This window comes from Thiomonas sp. (genome assembly GCF_054608695.1).
Genome location: NZ_JBTRXV010000037.1, coordinates 1 through 13,309 on the forward strand (window position 1 = coordinate 1; position 13,309 = coordinate 13,309).

Annotated in this window: 28 protein-coding genes; all 28 read left to right on the plus strand. The window is 56.4% G+C overall.

The genetic code is table 11. From position 1 onward, the window contains the following. Positions 1-127, plus strand: a 127-nt coding sequence (locus ACYCUK_RS12875) for an EF-Tu C-terminal domain-related protein (RefSeq protein WP_461595172.1), incomplete at its 5' end; no start/stop codon positions are given. Between the two features lie 42 nt (positions 128-169). Further along, positions 170-481, plus strand: coding sequence for a 30S ribosomal protein S10 (gene rpsJ / locus ACYCUK_RS12880; protein WP_112487720.1), 312 nt, complete (start codon positions 170-172; stop codon positions 479-481). 206 nt (positions 482-687) lie between these two features. Next, positions 688-1,350, plus strand: a complete 663-nt coding sequence (gene rplC / locus ACYCUK_RS12885) for a 50S ribosomal protein L3 (protein WP_112488522.1) — start codon at positions 688-690, stop codon at positions 1,348-1,350. Then, positions 1,347-1,970: a 50S ribosomal protein L4 gene (gene rplD / locus ACYCUK_RS12890; RefSeq protein ID WP_112487719.1), complete on the plus strand. Its 624-nt coding sequence runs from the start codon at positions 1,347-1,349 to the stop codon at positions 1,968-1,970. Before rplC ends, rplD begins: the two co-directional genes overlap by 4 nt. Next, positions 1,967-2,281 (plus strand): 50S ribosomal protein L23, encoded by a 315-nt coding sequence (gene rplW / locus ACYCUK_RS12895; protein WP_461595146.1) that lies wholly within the window; start codon positions 1,967-1,969, stop codon positions 2,279-2,281. Before rplD ends, rplW begins: the two co-directional genes overlap by 4 nt. A 1-nt stretch (position 2,282) precedes the next feature. After that, positions 2,283-3,107 (plus strand): 50S ribosomal protein L2, encoded by an 825-nt coding sequence (gene rplB / locus ACYCUK_RS12900; protein WP_461595147.1) that lies wholly within the window; start codon positions 2,283-2,285, stop codon positions 3,105-3,107. Between the two features lie 15 nt (positions 3,108-3,122). Then, positions 3,123-3,401, plus strand: a complete 279-nt coding sequence (gene rpsS, locus ACYCUK_RS12905; RefSeq protein WP_112487716.1) for a 30S ribosomal protein S19 — start codon at positions 3,123-3,125, stop codon at positions 3,399-3,401. A gap of 5 nt (positions 3,402-3,406) precedes the next feature. Continuing rightward, complete coding sequence (rplV, locus tag ACYCUK_RS12910; RefSeq protein WP_112487715.1) at positions 3,407-3,736, plus strand: 50S ribosomal protein L22; 330 nt, start codon at positions 3,407-3,409, stop codon at positions 3,734-3,736. Between the two features lie 9 nt (positions 3,737-3,745). Next, a complete protein-coding gene (gene rpsC / locus ACYCUK_RS12915; RefSeq protein WP_461595148.1) occupies positions 3,746-4,600 on the plus strand; it encodes a 30S ribosomal protein S3 in 855 nt (284 codons plus the stop codon). Further along, complete coding sequence (gene rplP, locus ACYCUK_RS12920; RefSeq protein WP_112487713.1) at positions 4,597-5,013, plus strand: 50S ribosomal protein L16; 417 nt, start codon at positions 4,597-4,599, stop codon at positions 5,011-5,013. The genes rpsC and rplP overlap by 4 nt, the downstream gene beginning before the upstream one ends. 9 nt (positions 5,014-5,022) lie before the next feature. Then, a complete protein-coding gene (gene rpmC / locus ACYCUK_RS12925) occupies positions 5,023-5,220 on the plus strand; it encodes a 50S ribosomal protein L29 (protein ID WP_112488521.1) in 198 nt (65 codons plus the stop codon). After that, the gene (rpsQ, locus tag ACYCUK_RS12930; protein ID WP_371412964.1) at positions 5,220-5,486 is read left to right on the plus strand and encodes a 30S ribosomal protein S17; all 267 of its coding nucleotides are present in this window, start codon (positions 5,220-5,222) and stop codon (positions 5,484-5,486) included. The genes rpmC and rpsQ overlap by 1 nt, the downstream gene beginning before the upstream one ends. Positions 5,487-5,747: 261 nt before the next feature. After that, positions 5,748-6,116 (plus strand): 50S ribosomal protein L14, encoded by a 369-nt coding sequence (gene rplN / locus ACYCUK_RS12935; RefSeq protein WP_094159054.1) that lies wholly within the window; start codon positions 5,748-5,750, stop codon positions 6,114-6,116. 10 nt (positions 6,117-6,126) lie between these two features. Next, complete coding sequence (gene rplX, locus ACYCUK_RS12940; RefSeq protein WP_112487711.1) at positions 6,127-6,444, plus strand: 50S ribosomal protein L24; 318 nt, start codon at positions 6,127-6,129, stop codon at positions 6,442-6,444. 11 nt (positions 6,445-6,455) lie between these two features. Continuing rightward, positions 6,456-6,995 carry a 50S ribosomal protein L5 gene (gene rplE / locus ACYCUK_RS12945; protein WP_112487710.1) on the plus strand — a complete coding sequence of 180 codons (540 nt, stop codon included), beginning with the start codon at positions 6,456-6,458 and terminating at the stop codon, positions 6,993-6,995. A 7-nt stretch (positions 6,996-7,002) separates the two neighbouring features. After that, a complete protein-coding gene (rpsN, locus tag ACYCUK_RS12950; protein WP_461595149.1) occupies positions 7,003-7,308 on the plus strand; it encodes a 30S ribosomal protein S14 in 306 nt (101 codons plus the stop codon). Positions 7,309-7,340: 32 nt separating this feature from the next. Then, positions 7,341-7,736, plus strand: coding sequence for a 30S ribosomal protein S8 (gene rpsH, locus ACYCUK_RS12955; RefSeq protein ID WP_112487708.1), 396 nt, complete (start codon positions 7,341-7,343; stop codon positions 7,734-7,736). A gap of 13 nt (positions 7,737-7,749) precedes the next feature. Next, complete coding sequence (rplF, locus tag ACYCUK_RS12960) at positions 7,750-8,283, plus strand: 50S ribosomal protein L6 (protein ID WP_461595150.1); 534 nt, start codon at positions 7,750-7,752, stop codon at positions 8,281-8,283. Between the two features lie 14 nt (positions 8,284-8,297). Beyond that, positions 8,298-8,654 (plus strand): 50S ribosomal protein L18, encoded by a 357-nt coding sequence (gene rplR, locus ACYCUK_RS12965; RefSeq protein WP_112488520.1) that lies wholly within the window; start codon positions 8,298-8,300, stop codon positions 8,652-8,654. Positions 8,655-8,661: 7 nt separating this feature from the next. After that, positions 8,662-9,180 (plus strand): 30S ribosomal protein S5, encoded by a 519-nt coding sequence (gene rpsE / locus ACYCUK_RS12970; RefSeq protein ID WP_112487706.1) that lies wholly within the window; start codon positions 8,662-8,664, stop codon positions 9,178-9,180. Between the two features lie 8 nt (positions 9,181-9,188). Further along, positions 9,189-9,374, plus strand: coding sequence for a 50S ribosomal protein L30 (gene rpmD, locus ACYCUK_RS12975; RefSeq protein ID WP_461595151.1), 186 nt, complete (start codon positions 9,189-9,191; stop codon positions 9,372-9,374). A gap of 67 nt (positions 9,375-9,441) precedes the next feature. After that, positions 9,442-9,885: a 50S ribosomal protein L15 gene (rplO, locus tag ACYCUK_RS12980; RefSeq protein WP_461595152.1), complete on the plus strand. Its 444-nt coding sequence runs from the start codon at positions 9,442-9,444 to the stop codon at positions 9,883-9,885. Between the two features lie 15 nt (positions 9,886-9,900). Continuing rightward, positions 9,901-11,220, plus strand: coding sequence for a preprotein translocase subunit SecY (gene secY / locus ACYCUK_RS12985; RefSeq protein ID WP_461595153.1), 1,320 nt, complete (start codon positions 9,901-9,903; stop codon positions 11,218-11,220). A 14-nt stretch (positions 11,221-11,234) separates the two neighbouring features. Continuing rightward, positions 11,235-11,453 (plus strand): translation initiation factor IF-1, encoded by a 219-nt coding sequence (infA, locus tag ACYCUK_RS12990; RefSeq protein WP_031408885.1) that lies wholly within the window; start codon positions 11,235-11,237, stop codon positions 11,451-11,453. 12 nt (positions 11,454-11,465) lie between these two features. Continuing rightward, positions 11,466-11,579, plus strand: a complete 114-nt coding sequence (gene rpmJ, locus ACYCUK_RS12995) for a 50S ribosomal protein L36 (RefSeq protein WP_461595154.1) — start codon at positions 11,466-11,468, stop codon at positions 11,577-11,579. Between the two features lie 27 nt (positions 11,580-11,606). Then, positions 11,607-11,972: a 30S ribosomal protein S13 gene (gene rpsM / locus ACYCUK_RS13000; RefSeq protein ID WP_112487703.1), complete on the plus strand. Its 366-nt coding sequence runs from the start codon at positions 11,607-11,609 to the stop codon at positions 11,970-11,972. An 18-nt stretch (positions 11,973-11,990) separates the two neighbouring features. After that, positions 11,991-12,395, plus strand: coding sequence for a 30S ribosomal protein S11 (rpsK, locus tag ACYCUK_RS13005; RefSeq protein ID WP_112487702.1), 405 nt, complete (start codon positions 11,991-11,993; stop codon positions 12,393-12,395). Positions 12,396-12,565: 170 nt separating this feature from the next. Beyond that, the gene (rpsD, locus tag ACYCUK_RS13010; protein WP_461595155.1) at positions 12,566-13,189 is read left to right on the plus strand and encodes a 30S ribosomal protein S4; all 624 of its coding nucleotides are present in this window, start codon (positions 12,566-12,568) and stop codon (positions 13,187-13,189) included. Positions 13,190-13,309 lie beyond the last annotated feature (120 nt).

Here is a 13,309-nt window from a genome sequence, read left to right on the forward strand (position 1 = left end):
GGGCGATAATGTGAGCATCACCGTCAAGCTCATCCACCCGATCGCCATGGAAGAAGGCCTGCGCTTTGCCATTCGCGAGGGCGGCCGTACCGTCGGCGCCGGCGTCGTGGCGAAAATTATCGAGTAATAGAGAGAGGCTCGCCTCGTTTTCCCGCTCTTTGGAACTGCAATGCAAAGTCAGAAAATTCGTATTCGTCTCAAGGCCTTCGACTACCGCCTCATCGATCAGTCGGCCCTGGAAATTGTTGACACGGCCAAGCGCACTGGGGCCATTGTCAAGGGCCCCGTGCCGCTGCCGACACGTCTGCAGCGTTTCGATATCTTGCGTTCGCCCCATGTGAACAAAAGCTCACGCGACCAGTTTGAAATTCGCACGCACCAGCGCCTGATGGACATTGTTGATCCGACGGACAAGACGGTTGACGCTTTGATGAAGCTTGACCTGCCTGCTGGCGTCGATGTCGAAATCAAGTTGCAGTAAAAATCAGGAAGACCACTAGCCAGAAGACAGGCGCCCGGCTATACTAAAAAGCTTTTCAGCGTTCAAGCTTGGGCCTTCCGTAAGGCAAGCTCTGATTCACGTAAATCGTTTGGCGCAAAACGGCATCTCCAGGCAACAGCTTGGAATTGTCAGTTTTGCAAATCAGCATATGACGCCAGCCAATCGCAGCTGGCATGGAGAAAAGAATGAGTACGCAAGCACTCGGCCTTGTTGCGCGCAAGGTCGGCATGATGCGAGTGTTCACGGACGACGGGGTATCCATTCCCGTCACCGTCCTGGACGTTTCTCGCAACGCCGTGGCGCAAATTCGCCAGGCTGACAAGGATGGCTACAGCGCCATCCAGGTTGCTTTTGGTGCAACCAAACCCTCCTCGCTGACCAAGGCAGAAGCTGGTCACTTGGCCAAGGCATCCGTCGAGCCCGCAAAGCTTCTTTGTGAGTTCCGGGTTCCTGCGGACGTTGCTGCGTCTTACCAGTGCGGCAGCAAGCTCCCCGCCACGCTTTTCGCGGTTGGGCAAATGCTGGATGTCCGTGGCGTCACCATTGGCAAGGGCTATGCGGGCGCGATCAAGCGTCACCACTTTTCCTCCAACCGCGCTTCGCACGGCAACTCGGTGACAACACGCGCGCCGGGTTCAATCGGCATGGCGCAGGATCCAGGGCGTGTATTCCCTGGTAAGCGCATGTCTGGACGACTGGGCGGTACCAATGTCACGATTCAGAATCTCGAGGTCGTGCGCATTGATGAGGCGCGAGACTTGATCATGGTGAAGGGCTCGATCCCCGGGGCCGACTCCGGCTGCGTCACGCTGCGGCCCGCAGTGAAGAAGGCGGGAGTTCAATCATGACTCAACTGAATTTTGTTGCCGCCGATGGCGCGCAAGGCGCCGCATTCGACGCTCCGGACACGATTTTTGGCCGTGAATACAACGAGGCGCTGATTCACCAGATTGTGATTGCCTATCAGGCCAATGCACGTATGGGCACCCGCGCGCAAAAAGACCGCGCTGAGGTCAAGCATTCCACCCGCAAGCCGTGGCGTCAAAAGGGTACTGGTCGCGCTCGCGCAGGCATGACAAGTTCCCCGTTGTGGCGCGGAGGCGGTCGAATTTTTCCGAACTCTGGTGATGAGAATTTCACCCAGAAAATCAACAAAAAGATGTACCGCGCCGGCATGCGTTCCATCCTTTCGCAGTTGGCGCGCGAGGGTCGTGTCATGGTGACCGAGGAGTTGGTCCTCGATGCGCCTAAGACCAAACTGCTCGCCACCAAGTTGCGTGCCATGGGTCTGGATTCGGTTCTGTACATCGCAGATTCGATCGATGAAAAACTGATGCTCGCGGCGCGTAATCTGCCCAATGTGTTGTTGGTCGAGCCGCGCTACATGGACCCACTGTCCTTGATTTATTACAAGAAGGTCCTGATTGCCAAGGGCGCTGTGGCCAAGCTGCAGGAGATGCTGTCATGAGTCAGCAACAAGCACAAGAACAACGTCTGATGCAAGTTCTGCTTGCGCCGATTATTTCCGAGAAGGCCACGATGCTGGCGGATAAGCGCAACCAGGTTGCGTTCCGCGTGCGCCAGGACGCGAGCAAGGATGAAATCAAGGCGGCAGTCGAGGCCTTTTTCAAGGTTCAGGTCACTGGCGTCCAGGTTTTGAACCAGAAGGGTAAGGTCAAGCGCACGTCACGTGGTGTTGGCCACCGCAGCAATGTTCGCAAAGCCTATGTCAGCCTGGCTGCGGGTCAGGAACTGAACTTTGCCCAGGAGGGTGTCTAACATGGCAGTCGTCAAGGTGAAACCAACTTCCGCCGGCCGTCGCGCCGTCGTGAAGGTTGTCCACAAGCATCTGCACAAAGGCGCGCCCGAGAAGAGCTTGCTCGAGCCGCAGAAGCAAAATGCTGGCCGTAACAACAATGGCCATATCACGGTGCGCCATCGTGGTGGTGGCAGCAAGCAGCATTACCGCGTCGTCGATTTCCGTCGCGACAAAGATGGCATCCCGGCAAAGGTCGAACGCATTGAATACGACCCCAATCGCACGGCGCACATTGCTTTGCTGTGCTACGCCGATGGCGAGCGCCGCTACATCATCGCTCCGCGTGGCATTGAGGTTGGCAGCACGGTTCTCAGTGGTGTCGAGGCGCCGATCAAGGCTGGCAATTGCCTCCCCATTCGCAGTATCCCCGTGGGCTCCACCATTCATTGCGTTGAGCTGACAGCTGGTAAGGGCGCGCAAATGATCCGTTCGGCTGGATCGTCGGCTGTGCTGATGGCGCGTGAAGGTGTCTACGCTCAAGTGCGACTGCGTTCCGGTGAAGTGCGCAAGATCCACGTTGAATGCCGCGCCACCATCGGCGAGGTCAGCAACGAAGAAAATAGTCTGCGCCAGTACGGTAAGGCTGGTGCTAAGCGCTGGAAGGGCATACGCCCGACCGTGCGTGGCGTCGCCATGAATCCTGTCGATCACCCGCACGGTGGTGGCGAGGGTAAGACTGGTGAAGGCCGCACCCCCGTCAGCCCATGGGGTACTCCGACCAAGGGCTATCGCACACGCCAGAACAAGCGCACGCAGGGCATGATCGTCTCGCGTCGCAAAAAGTAAGTCAGAGGCTCAGTTATGACACGTTCTCTTAAAAAAGGCCCGTTTTGCGATCTTCATCTGATTCGGAAGATTGAAAACGCAGTTGCCACGAAAGACAAGAAGCCGATCAAGACTTGGTCGCGGCGCTCCACGGTGCTTCCCGAGTTCATTGGCGTGACCGTCGCTGTGCACAACGGCCGTCAGCACATGCCCGTCTACATCACCGACCAAATGGTGGGTCATAAGCTCGGTGAGTTTGCGCTGACCCGCACATTCAAGGGTCATCCTGCAGACAAGAAAGCCGCGAAGAGGTAAGGACTATGGAAACACAAGCAATTCTGCGGGGCGTACGGTTGTCAGAGCAAAAAGGCCGCCTGGTCGCTGACCTCATTCGTGGCAAGAAAGTTGACCACGCCTTGAACACGCTGGCCTTCACGCCCAAGAAGGCAGCACAGATCATCAAGAAGGTGCTCGAGTCGGCAATCGCCAACGCGGAGCACAACGATGGCGCCGATATCGACGAGTTGAAAGTCAAGTCCATCATGGTCGAGCGGGGCGCTTCGCTGAAGCGTTTTTCTGCGCGTGCCAAGGGGCGAGGCAATCGGATCGTCAAGCCGACCTGCCACATCTACATCACGGTTGGAAATTAAGGACTCGAGATGGGACAGAAAATCAACCCAACCGGCTTTAGGCTGGCGGTCACGCATGACTGGACTTCCCGCTGGTATGCCAGCGGCAGGCAGTTTGCGAAAATGCTGAATGAAGATATTGCGGTGCGCGAGTTCCTGGCCAAGAAACTCAAGGCCGCCTCCGTCTCGCGTATCGTCATTGAGCGCCCTGCGAAAAACGCGCGCATCACAATTTTCAGCGCCCGCCCCGGTGTCGTGATCGGCAAGAAGGGTGAAGATATCGAAGCATTGAAGTCGGAACTGACCAAGCGCCTTGGTGTGCCCGTCGCCGTTGATATCGAGGAGGTGCGCAAGCCCGAGATCGATGCCAAGCTCATTGCTGATTCCATCACGCAGCAGTTGGAAAAGCGCATCATGTTCCGCCGCGCAATGAAGCGTGCCATGCAGAACGCGATGCGTCTTGGCGCCCAGGGCATCAAGATCATGTCATCGGGTCGTTTGAACGGGATCGAGATTGCGCGTACCGAGTGGTACCGTGAAGGCCGTGTGCCGCTTCAGACTTTGCGCGCGGATATTGACTACGGTTTTTCCGAAGCCAAAACGACCTATGGCGTCATTGGTGTCAAGGTCTGGGTTTACAAGGGTGACACGCTGGGTCGAGGTGCGCTGGCGCAAAAAGCCGCCGAGCCTGCCGAAACCGATCGTCGTCCGCGTCGCGATGACAAGAATGGCCCGCGTCGCAACCGCCGTCCTGACTCCACTCGCGGCGATGCGCATGCTGCGCCCGCAGGCGCGCCAGCGGCGACACCTGAGAAGCGCGTGCGCAAAGTCAGCAAACCCGAGGCATCGGTCGCAGAGCCGAGCAAGCAAGGAGAATCGTCATGATGCAACCTGCGCGGCGTAAATACCGCAAGGAGCAAAAGGGTCGCAACAAGGGCGTGGCGACTCGTGGAGCCTCTGTGGCTTTCGGTGAATATGGTCTCAAGGCCACGACGCGTGGTCGCTTGACTGCACGCCAGATCGAGTCGGCGCGACGTGCCATTTCCCGTCATGTCAAGCGTGGCGGCCGCATCTGGATCCGTGTATTCCCCGACAAACCCATTTCGATCAAGCCTGCTGAAGTGCGCATGGGCAACGGCAAGGGCAATCCTGAGTACTACGTCTCTGAAATCACGCCTGGCAAAGTGCTTTATGAAATCGATGGGGTGACGGAGCAACAAGCCCGTGAAGCCTTCGAACTCGCAGCAGCTAAGTTGCCGTTTCGTACGGTGTTCGTCGGTCGGCGCTTTGGTCTTTGAGGTGAGATGATGAATTTGGAAGAAATGCGCAAACTGGACGCTTCGGGTCTGCAGAATGAACTCAACGCACTGCTGAAGGCCCATATGGGTCTTCGTATGCAAAAGGCAACACAGCAGTTGCAGAACACCAGTCAATTGATGAAAGTGCGTCGCGACATTGCCCGCGTGCGTACCCTCATTCGCCAACAAACAACGCAGGAGTCATGATGTCTGCTACTGAAGGATTGACCCGCGTTCTGACAGGGCGCGTGGTGAGTGATAAACGCTCGAAGACCGTCACGGTTTTGGTTGAGCGCCGTGTCCAGCACGAGTTGTACGGCAAGTATATGGTGCGCTCCAAAAAGTACAGCGCTCACGATGAGCAAGGCCAGTTTCACTTGGGCGATTTGGTCGAAATTTCGGAAACGCGTCCGATTTCCAAGACCAAGTCCTGGGTTGTGACGCGTCTGGTCGAAAAATCAAGGTTGGTGTGATTGATTGTGTCGGCGTCTTGTGGCCAGGCAAAAACGCTCCACCCTGGCCACAGTCGTTTCTGAGTCAAGCCAACCGCTCGAACTGGAAGGCCTCGGCTTGCCACTTCAGCAAAAATAATTGCCTTGCGCCTTGACAAGCACAGCGAGTCAGGCAAAAATATATAGTTCTGCGCTTTCGATTTCTCGAGCGCTTCATTGACCCACAAGCTGGGCCCAAGACTGCTGGCGGCGTTCGCTTGCAAGTTGGGAAAAGGATTCCACATGATTCAGATGCAATCAAGGCTGGATGTTGCTGACAACACCGGCGCTAAAACCGTTATGTGCATCAAGGTGCTCGGCGGGTCCAAGCGTCGCTATGCCGGCATCGGCGATGTCATCAAGGTCAGCATCAAAGAAGCTGCGCCGCGCGGCCGCGTGAAAAAAGGCGAGGTGTTCAACGCTGTGGTCGTGCGTACGGCCAAGGGGGTTCGTCGCGCTGATGGCTCGCTGATCAAGTTTGACGCCAACGCCGCCGTTCTCCTCAATGCCAAGCTTGAGCCTATCGGAACTCGAATTTTCGGGCCGGTTACGCGTGAGTTGCGCACGGAGCGCTTCATGAAAATTGTTTCCCTCGCACCTGAAGTGCTTTAAGAGGCTCATCATGAACAAGATACACAAGGGCGATGAAGTCGTCGTCATTGCGGGTTCAGCCAAGGGGCGCCGCGCCAAGGTGATCGCTCGCCAGGGTGAGGATCATCTTTTGGTCGAGGGGGTGGGCCTGGTCAAACGTCACACCCGCCCCAATCCGATGCAAAACCAGCCAGGTGGGGTCATCTCGAAAGAAATGCCCATTCATCAAAGCAATGTGGCAATTTTCAATCCCGCGTCCGGCAAGGCTGATCGTGTCGGCATTCGTTTGCTCTCTGACGGAAAGAAGGTTCGCGTATTCCGTTCGAGCGGCGAGGAAATCAAGGTTTAACTGGGGGCGTTATGACGCGCTTACAAGAGTTTTATACGGGTCAAGTGGTACCAAGTTTGTTGGAGCGGTATGGCTATAAGTCCGTGATGGAGGTTCCCCGCATCACGAAGATCACGCTGAATATGGGCGTATCCGAGGCTGTTGCTGACAAGAAGGTCATTGAGCATGCTGTGAGCGACATGACCAAGATCGCCGGACAGCGACCCGTGGTGACCAAGGCTCGTAAGGCTATTGCTGCGTTCAAGGTGCGCGAAGGCATGCCAATCGGATGCTCCGTGACGCTGCGTGGTCGTCGCATGTATGAATTTCTGGATCGTTTGGTGACGGTTGCGCTCCCGCGTGTGCGCGATTTCCGCGGGGTTTCATCGCGCGCCTTCGACGGGCGCGGCAATTACAACATCGGCGTCAAAGAGCAAATCATTTTCCCAGAGGTGGAGTATGACAAGGTCGATGCGCTGCGTGGCCTGAATATCAGCATCACAACCTCGGCAAAATCGGATGACGAGTGCAAGGCCCTGCTTTCCGCTTTCCGCTTTCCTTTCAAGAACTGAGATTGCCATGGCTAAGCTTTCATTGATCAACCGCCAGGAAAAGCGCGAAAAACTCGTCGAGAAATTTGCTGGCAAGCGTGCTGCCCTACAGGCCGTCATCGCTGATATGAGCAAGTCGCACGAAGAGCATTTGCAAGCACGTCTTGCCTTGCAGCAGCTACCGCGCAATGCAAACCCGACCCGCTTGCGCAATCGCTGTGCGTTGACAGGGCGCCCGCGCGGCACGTTCCGCAAGTTCGGATTGGGCCGTAACAAGATTCGTGAACTGGCGTTTCGCGGGGAGATCCCCGGCATCACCAAGTCCAGCTGGTAAGACGGCTAACGGAACTCTCCGGAGAATATTCAATGAGCATGAGTGATCCTATTGCCGACATGCTGACGCGCATCCGTAATGCGCAGATGGTCGAGAAAGCCACCGTCAAGATGCCGGCATCGAAATTGAAGGCTGCCATTGCGCAGGTGCTGCAGGACGAGGGCTATATCGATGGCTTCGAATTACTGCGCGATGGCGTCAAGGCTGACTTGCAAATTGCGCTCAAGTACTACGCAGGGCGTCCTGTCATCGAGCGCATCGAGCGTGTCAGCCGTCCTGGGCTACGCATCTACCGTGGACAGCACGCCATTCCCCAGGTTCTGAATGGGCTGGGTGTCGCTATTGTCTCCACGCCTCAGGGTGTGATGACCGATCGCAAGGCGCGTCAGGTTGGCGTCGGCGGTGAGGTCCTTTGTTATGTTGCTTAATTGAGGGCCGACCATGTCGCGAGTCGCCAAAAATCCTATCGTTGTGCCCAAAGACGTTGAAGTGTCCCTCACTGCTGAGCAAATCGCAGTCAAGGGTGGTTTGGGTCGTCTGCAACGCGCATTGAACCCCTTGGTCAAGGTTGAATTGCAAGATGGTTCTTTGACGTTTGCGCCGGCCGACGCAAGTCGCGAGTCGCATGCGCTGTCGGGTACGTTCCGCGCCCTGGTTGCCGGCATGGTTGCCGGCGTGGACAAGGGCTTTGAGAAAAAGCTGACTCTTGTCGGTGTGGGTTACAAGGTTCAAGTCCAGGGCGCCAAACTGAATCTTTCCCTCGGTTTCTCGCACCCTGTGGTGCGTGATATGCCCGATGGCATCAAAGTGGAGGCGCCGACGCCGACTGAAATCGTGCTCAAGGGCGTTGACAAACAACTGGTCGGCCAAATGGCTGCCGATATCCGTGCAATCCGTCCGCCCGAGCCATACAAGGGCAAGGGTGTTCGCTACGCCAATGAGGTCGTGGTGATCAAGGAAACCAAGAAGAAATAAGGGGCTGTGACATGTTGAATAAAAAACTAGCCCGTATGCGTCGCGCCAAGTCCACACGCGCCCAGATTGCACGCCTCCGTGTGACGCGCCTTGCGGTGCATCGCTCGAATGCACACATCTACGCCAGCATCATTTCCGATGATGGCGAGCGCGTGCTGATGACTGCTTCGACCATTGAGCCTGAAGTGCGTCAGCAGTTGCAGGGTTCCGGTGGGAATGTGGGCGCAGCGCAAATTGTCGGCCGCCGTATTGCGGAAAAGGCACGTGCCGCAGGTATTGAGCAGGTTGCCTTTGATCGCTCTGGTTTCCAGTACCACGGCCGCGTCAAGGCCTTGGCTGAAGCAGCACGTGAAGCTGGTTTGAAATTCTGAGGTTGAGATGGCCAAAGTCCAAGCAAAGATGAACACCGAAGCCCGTGATGACGGTCTGCGGGAAAAAATGATTGCAGTCAACCGCGTGACCAAAGTGGTCAAGGGTGGTCGTATCCTGGGTTTTGCTGCGCTTGCCGTCGTGGGTGATGGCGATGGCCGCATCGGGATGGGCAAGGGCAAGGCGCGCGAAGTGCCAGTCGCCGTGCAGAAAGCCATGGACCAGGCGCGCCGCAACATGATCAAGGTGAAGCTGAAAAACGGCACCCTGCATCATCAGGTCTTCGGCAGTCACGCTGCTTCGGACGTCATGATGGCGCCAGCTCCTCAGGGAACGGGCATCATTGCAGGCGGCCCGATGCGCGCCATCTTCGAGGTCGTTGGCATCACCGACGTCGTTGCCAAGAGCCATGGCTCGACCAATCCCTACAACATGGTTCGCGCCACGCTGGACGGTCTCATCAAGGCCAATACGCCTTCCGAGATCGCCATGAAGCGTGGCAAGAGCCTCGAAGAAATTCTCGGTTGAGGCCATCCATGCAAGACAAGAAAGAAGTGAAAGTCAAGTTGGTGCGCAGCGTCATCGGTACGCGAGCCGATCACCGTGACACCGTTCGTGGCCTAGGCCTGCGGCATATCAATGACGAGCGCATCCTGGAAGACACCCCGTCGGTGCGCGGCATGATCCGCAAGGTTGACTACCTGGTCAAGGTCATTGCCTGATTGCCATGCATCGGAGGCGCTGGACTTTGACCGCTCAGCCTTCTAATGCCCACAAATGAGACTCACCATGCAACTCAACTCGATTCAACCAGCCGAAGGCGCAAAACACAGTTACAAGCGTGTTGGCCGTGGCATTGGTTCCGGCCTTGGCAAGACCGCCGGGCGTGGTCACAAAGGCCAAAAATCACGTTCCGGTGGCTACCACAAAGTTGGCTTCGAAGGCGGTCAAATGCCCTTGCAGCGTCGCCTGCCAAAGCGTGGTTTCAAATCGCCGACCGCTAAATTCAAGGCCGAAGTTCGTCTGTCCGAACTTGCCTTGGTGCAAGGCGATCAAATTGATTTGTTGAGCTTGAAGGCCGCGGGCCTTATTTCCGATCAAGTGGTTACTGCAAAAATTTTTGCATCGGGCAAGGTTGCTCGCAATTTCACGGTTGCTGGCGTCCTGGTTACCCGTGGCGCAAAAATTGCGATTGAGGCCGCCGGTGGCACGGTCGTCGCCCAGCAAGACTAAAAGTTCAAATCAATCATGGCAACGCAATCCAGCGCTCTCGGCGGCGGAAAATATGGCGACTTGACCAAGCGCCTCATTTTTTTGCTTGGGGCTCTGATCGTGTTCCGCATTGGTGCCCATATTCCAGTGCCAGGGATCAATCCGCAGCAATTGCAGCAGTTGTTCAATAACAATTCCGGCGGGATTCTCGGTTTATTCAATATGTTTTCCGGCGGTGCGCTTTCGCGCTTCACGGTGTTTGCGCTCGGGATCATGCCGTACATTTCGGCATCGATCATCATGCAGTTGCTCACCTATGTGATTCCATCCATGGAAGCACTGAAAAAGGAAGGCGAGGCGGGGCGGCGGAAGATTACGCAGTACACGCGCTATTTCACACTGCTTTTGGCCATTTTCCAGTCGCTTGGAATTTCAGTTGCGCTCAGTGCAACGCAAGGGCTGGTTTTGGATCCGGGTCTCGGATTCAAGCTGACGGCGGTCGTTAGTTTGACGGCGGGAACAATGTTTCTGATGTGGTTGGGTGAGCAGATCACGGAGCGTGGTCTCGGTAATGGCATATCCATCATCATTTTTGCCGGCATTGCGTCTGGCCTGCCGACAGCCTTGGGCGGTCTGTTGGAGTTGGTGCGTACAGGCGCCATGAGCATTCTGGTTTCCATTTTTGTATTGGCGATTGTGATCGCCGTGACTTATTTCGTGGTGTTTGTCGAGCGGGGCCAGCGCAAAATCCTTGTTAATTACGCGCGTCGTCAGGTGGGGAATAAGGTCTATGGGGGCCAATCTTCTCATCTGCCTCTAAAGCTGAACATGTCTGGCGTGATTCCCCCAATTTTCGCCTCTTCGATTATCTTGCTGCCGGCCACGATCGTGAGCTGGTTTGGCTCGGGGCATGGCATGAGTTGGCTCAAGGATGCAGCCGCTTTGCTTTCTCCTGGCCAGCCTATTTATGTTGCGTTGTACGCGGGCGCAATCATTTTCTTCTGCTTCTTTTATACTGCTTTGGTATTCAATAGCCGTGAAACTGCAGACAATCTAAAAAAGAGTGGCGCTTTCATTCCCGGTATTCGCCCGGGAGAGCAAACGGCCCGTCATATTGACAAGATTCTGATGCGCCTGACATTGGCTGGCGCGCTCTACATCACGCTGGTTAGTTTGCTGCCTGAGTTCCTGGTTTTGAAATACAACGTGCCTTTCAATTTTGGCGGCACGTCCTTGCTGATTATCGTGGTTGTGACCATGGATTTCATGGCCCAAGTGCAGGCTTATGCGATGTCGCATCAATACGATGCCTTGCTCAAGCGTGCGAATTTCAAAAGTGGCATGACCCTGCGCTGAGCCAACACCAATTTATGTCCAAGGACGATGCAATTCAGATGCAGGGCGAGATTCTCGAAAATCTCCCCAATGCCACTTTTAGAGTCAAGCTAGAGAATGGGCATGTAGTATTGGGTCACATTTCCGGAAAAATGCGCATGCACTACATTCGTATTTTGCCGGGCGATAAAGTAACTGTTGAGCTAACACCCTACGATTTGACGCGAGCACGGATCGTATTCCGAGCAAAATAAACGAGGTAAATCATGAAAGTTGGTGCGTCCATTAAAAAGATGTGCAGAAACTGCAAGATCATCCGCCGCAAGGGTGTGGTGCGTGTGATCTGTACTGACCCGCGCCACAAGCAGCGCCAGGGTTGATCGGCCTAATCTGAATCGAGGAATCAAATGGCCCGTATTGCTGGTATCAACATTCCGCCGCATCAGCACGCCGAAATCGGTCTGACTGCGATCTATGGCATTGGCCGGACCACCGCTCGCAAAATCTGCGAAGCGGCTGGCCTTGCCTATTCGACCAAGGTGAAAGACATCACCGACGCTGAGCTTGAGAAGGTTCGCGAGCAGGTTGGTCAATACGTCATCGAGGGCGATCTGCGCCGCGAGATGTCGATCAACATCAAGCGTCTGATGGACTTGGGTTGCTACCGTGGCATGCGTCACCGTCGCGGCTTGCCGGTCCGTGGTCAGCGCACCCGCACCAATGCGCGTACCCGCAAGGGCCCGCGCAAGGGCGGCGTTGCACTGAAAAAATAAGGACACAAGGACTAAGTCATGGCTAAAGCCCCCAATCAAGCTTCCGCACAGCGTGCGCGCAAGAAGGTTCGCAAGAATGTTGCGGACGGCATTGCGCATGTGCATGCCTCGTTCAACAACACCATCATCACCATCACCGACCGCCAGGGCAATGCCTTGTCGTGGGCATCCTCGGGTGGGCAGGGTTTCAAGGGTTCGCGCAAATCCACACCGTTTGCCGCCCAGGTGGCTGCGGAGAATGCCGGTCGTCAGGCCATCGAGTGCGGCATCAAGCAGCTCGAAGTCCGCATCAAGGGCCCAGGCCCTGGCCGTGAATCGGCTGTGCGTGCGCTCAATGGCCTTGGCATCAAGGTCATTCAGATTGCCGACGTGACACCGGTGCCGCATAACGGCTGCCGTCCGCCGAAGCGCCGCCGCATCTGATTGCCGCCCCTTGTGACAAGAACAGCCGCTTTTTGACGATCTTCGTCGCATCACAACCGATACATTTTTTATCTCCACGCGGTGTCCTACCGCAAAGCCCACTGCTTGAGCCCTCAGGGTTCAAGCTCCCGCAGCTGAGCGCTGCGGCAGTTGATCGAAAGGAATAGCAAGTGGCACGTTACCTCGGCCCCAAGGCCAAACTCTCCCGCCGTGAAGGCTCCGACCTCTTTCTGAAGAGCGCGCGCCGCGGCATTGAATCCAAGGCCAAGTTCGACACCAAGCCTGGCCAACATGGCCGCACCTCCGGCGCACGCCAGTCTGACTACGCCACCCAACTGCGTGAAAAGCAGAAGGTCAAGCGCATGTACGGCATGCTGGAAAAGCAATTTCACCGCACCTACGAAAAAGCGCTGGGTATGCGCGGCAACACGGGTGTCAACCTGCTGACGCTGCTGGAGTCGCGCCTGGACACGGTGGTCTATCGCATGGGTTTCGCGTCCACTCGCGCCGAGGCGCGCCAACTGGTGGGCCACCGCAGCATCATGGTCGACGGTCAATTGCTGGACATCCCTTCGGCCCGCGTCATGCCCGGCCAGACGGTGGCGGTGCGCGAGAAGGCCAGGAAGCAGCTGCGCGTCGTGGACGCGTTGAAGCTGGCCGAAGGCAACGGTTTCCCCGCCTGGGTTTCGGTCGACACCAGCAAGATGGAAGCGGTGTTCAAGAAAACGCCGGACCGTGACGAGTTCGCCAGCGACATCAACGAGTCGCTGATCGTCGAGTTGTATTCACGTTAAGTCGCAATCCTCTGGGGCAGACCAAGCTGCTCGGCAGCCTGGTCTGCCCCGAAGTGCATCGGGCGCGATCGGCGCCCCTTCGTTTTTTGCTTTATCCCTCAGCCATCAGCCTTATCCGCG

Bases quoted from the DNA above. Each gene is read 5' to 3' on its own strand.
- rplX (WP_112487711.1), top strand. From the start codon at position 6,127: ATGAACAAGATACACAAGGGCGATGAAGTCGTCGTCATTGCGGGTTCA.
- rplE (WP_112487710.1), top strand. From the start codon at position 6,456: ATGACGCGCTTACAAGAGTTTTATACGGGTCAAGTGGTACCAAGTTTG.
- rplW (WP_461595146.1), top strand. From the start codon at position 1,967: ATGAGTCAGCAACAAGCACAAGAACAACGTCTGATGCAAGTTCTGCTT.
- rpmC (WP_112488521.1), top strand. From the start codon at position 5,023: ATGAATTTGGAAGAAATGCGCAAACTGGACGCTTCGGGTCTGCAGAAT.
- rplB (WP_461595147.1), top strand. From the start codon at position 2,283: ATGGCAGTCGTCAAGGTGAAACCAACTTCCGCCGGCCGTCGCGCCGTC.
- rpsE (WP_112487706.1), top strand. From the start codon at position 8,662: ATGGCCAAAGTCCAAGCAAAGATGAACACCGAAGCCCGTGATGACGGT.
- rpsJ (WP_112487720.1), top strand. From the start codon at position 170: ATGCAAAGTCAGAAAATTCGTATTCGTCTCAAGGCCTTCGACTACCGC.
- rplP (WP_112487713.1), top strand. From the start codon at position 4,597: ATGATGCAACCTGCGCGGCGTAAATACCGCAAGGAGCAAAAGGGTCGC.
- rpsM (WP_112487703.1), top strand. From the start codon at position 11,607: ATGGCCCGTATTGCTGGTATCAACATTCCGCCGCATCAGCACGCCGAA.
- rpsS (WP_112487716.1), top strand. From the start codon at position 3,123: ATGACACGTTCTCTTAAAAAAGGCCCGTTTTGCGATCTTCATCTGATT.
- rpsQ (WP_371412964.1), top strand. From the start codon at position 5,220: ATGTCTGCTACTGAAGGATTGACCCGCGTTCTGACAGGGCGCGTGGTG.
- rplV (WP_112487715.1), top strand. From the start codon at position 3,407: ATGGAAACACAAGCAATTCTGCGGGGCGTACGGTTGTCAGAGCAAAAA.
- rpsH (WP_112487708.1), top strand. From the start codon at position 7,341: ATGAGCATGAGTGATCCTATTGCCGACATGCTGACGCGCATCCGTAAT.
- rpsK (WP_112487702.1), top strand. From the start codon at position 11,991: ATGGCTAAAGCCCCCAATCAAGCTTCCGCACAGCGTGCGCGCAAGAAG.
- rpmJ (WP_461595154.1), top strand. From the start codon at position 11,466: ATGAAAGTTGGTGCGTCCATTAAAAAGATGTGCAGAAACTGCAAGATC.
- rpsC (WP_461595148.1), top strand. From the start codon at position 3,746: ATGGGACAGAAAATCAACCCAACCGGCTTTAGGCTGGCGGTCACGCAT.
- infA (WP_031408885.1), top strand. From the start codon at position 11,235: ATGTCCAAGGACGATGCAATTCAGATGCAGGGCGAGATTCTCGAAAAT.
- rplF (WP_461595150.1), top strand. From the start codon at position 7,750: ATGTCGCGAGTCGCCAAAAATCCTATCGTTGTGCCCAAAGACGTTGAA.
- rpsN (WP_461595149.1), top strand. From the start codon at position 7,003: ATGGCTAAGCTTTCATTGATCAACCGCCAGGAAAAGCGCGAAAAACTC.
- rplC (WP_112488522.1), top strand. From the start codon at position 688: ATGAGTACGCAAGCACTCGGCCTTGTTGCGCGCAAGGTCGGCATGATG.
- rpmD (WP_461595151.1), top strand. From the start codon at position 9,189: ATGCAAGACAAGAAAGAAGTGAAAGTCAAGTTGGTGCGCAGCGTCATC.
- rplN (WP_094159054.1), top strand. From the start codon at position 5,748: ATGATTCAGATGCAATCAAGGCTGGATGTTGCTGACAACACCGGCGCT.
- secY (WP_461595153.1), top strand. From the start codon at position 9,901: ATGGCAACGCAATCCAGCGCTCTCGGCGGCGGAAAATATGGCGACTTG.
- rplO (WP_461595152.1), top strand. From the start codon at position 9,442: ATGCAACTCAACTCGATTCAACCAGCCGAAGGCGCAAAACACAGTTAC.
- rplD (WP_112487719.1), top strand. From the start codon at position 1,347: ATGACTCAACTGAATTTTGTTGCCGCCGATGGCGCGCAAGGCGCCGCA.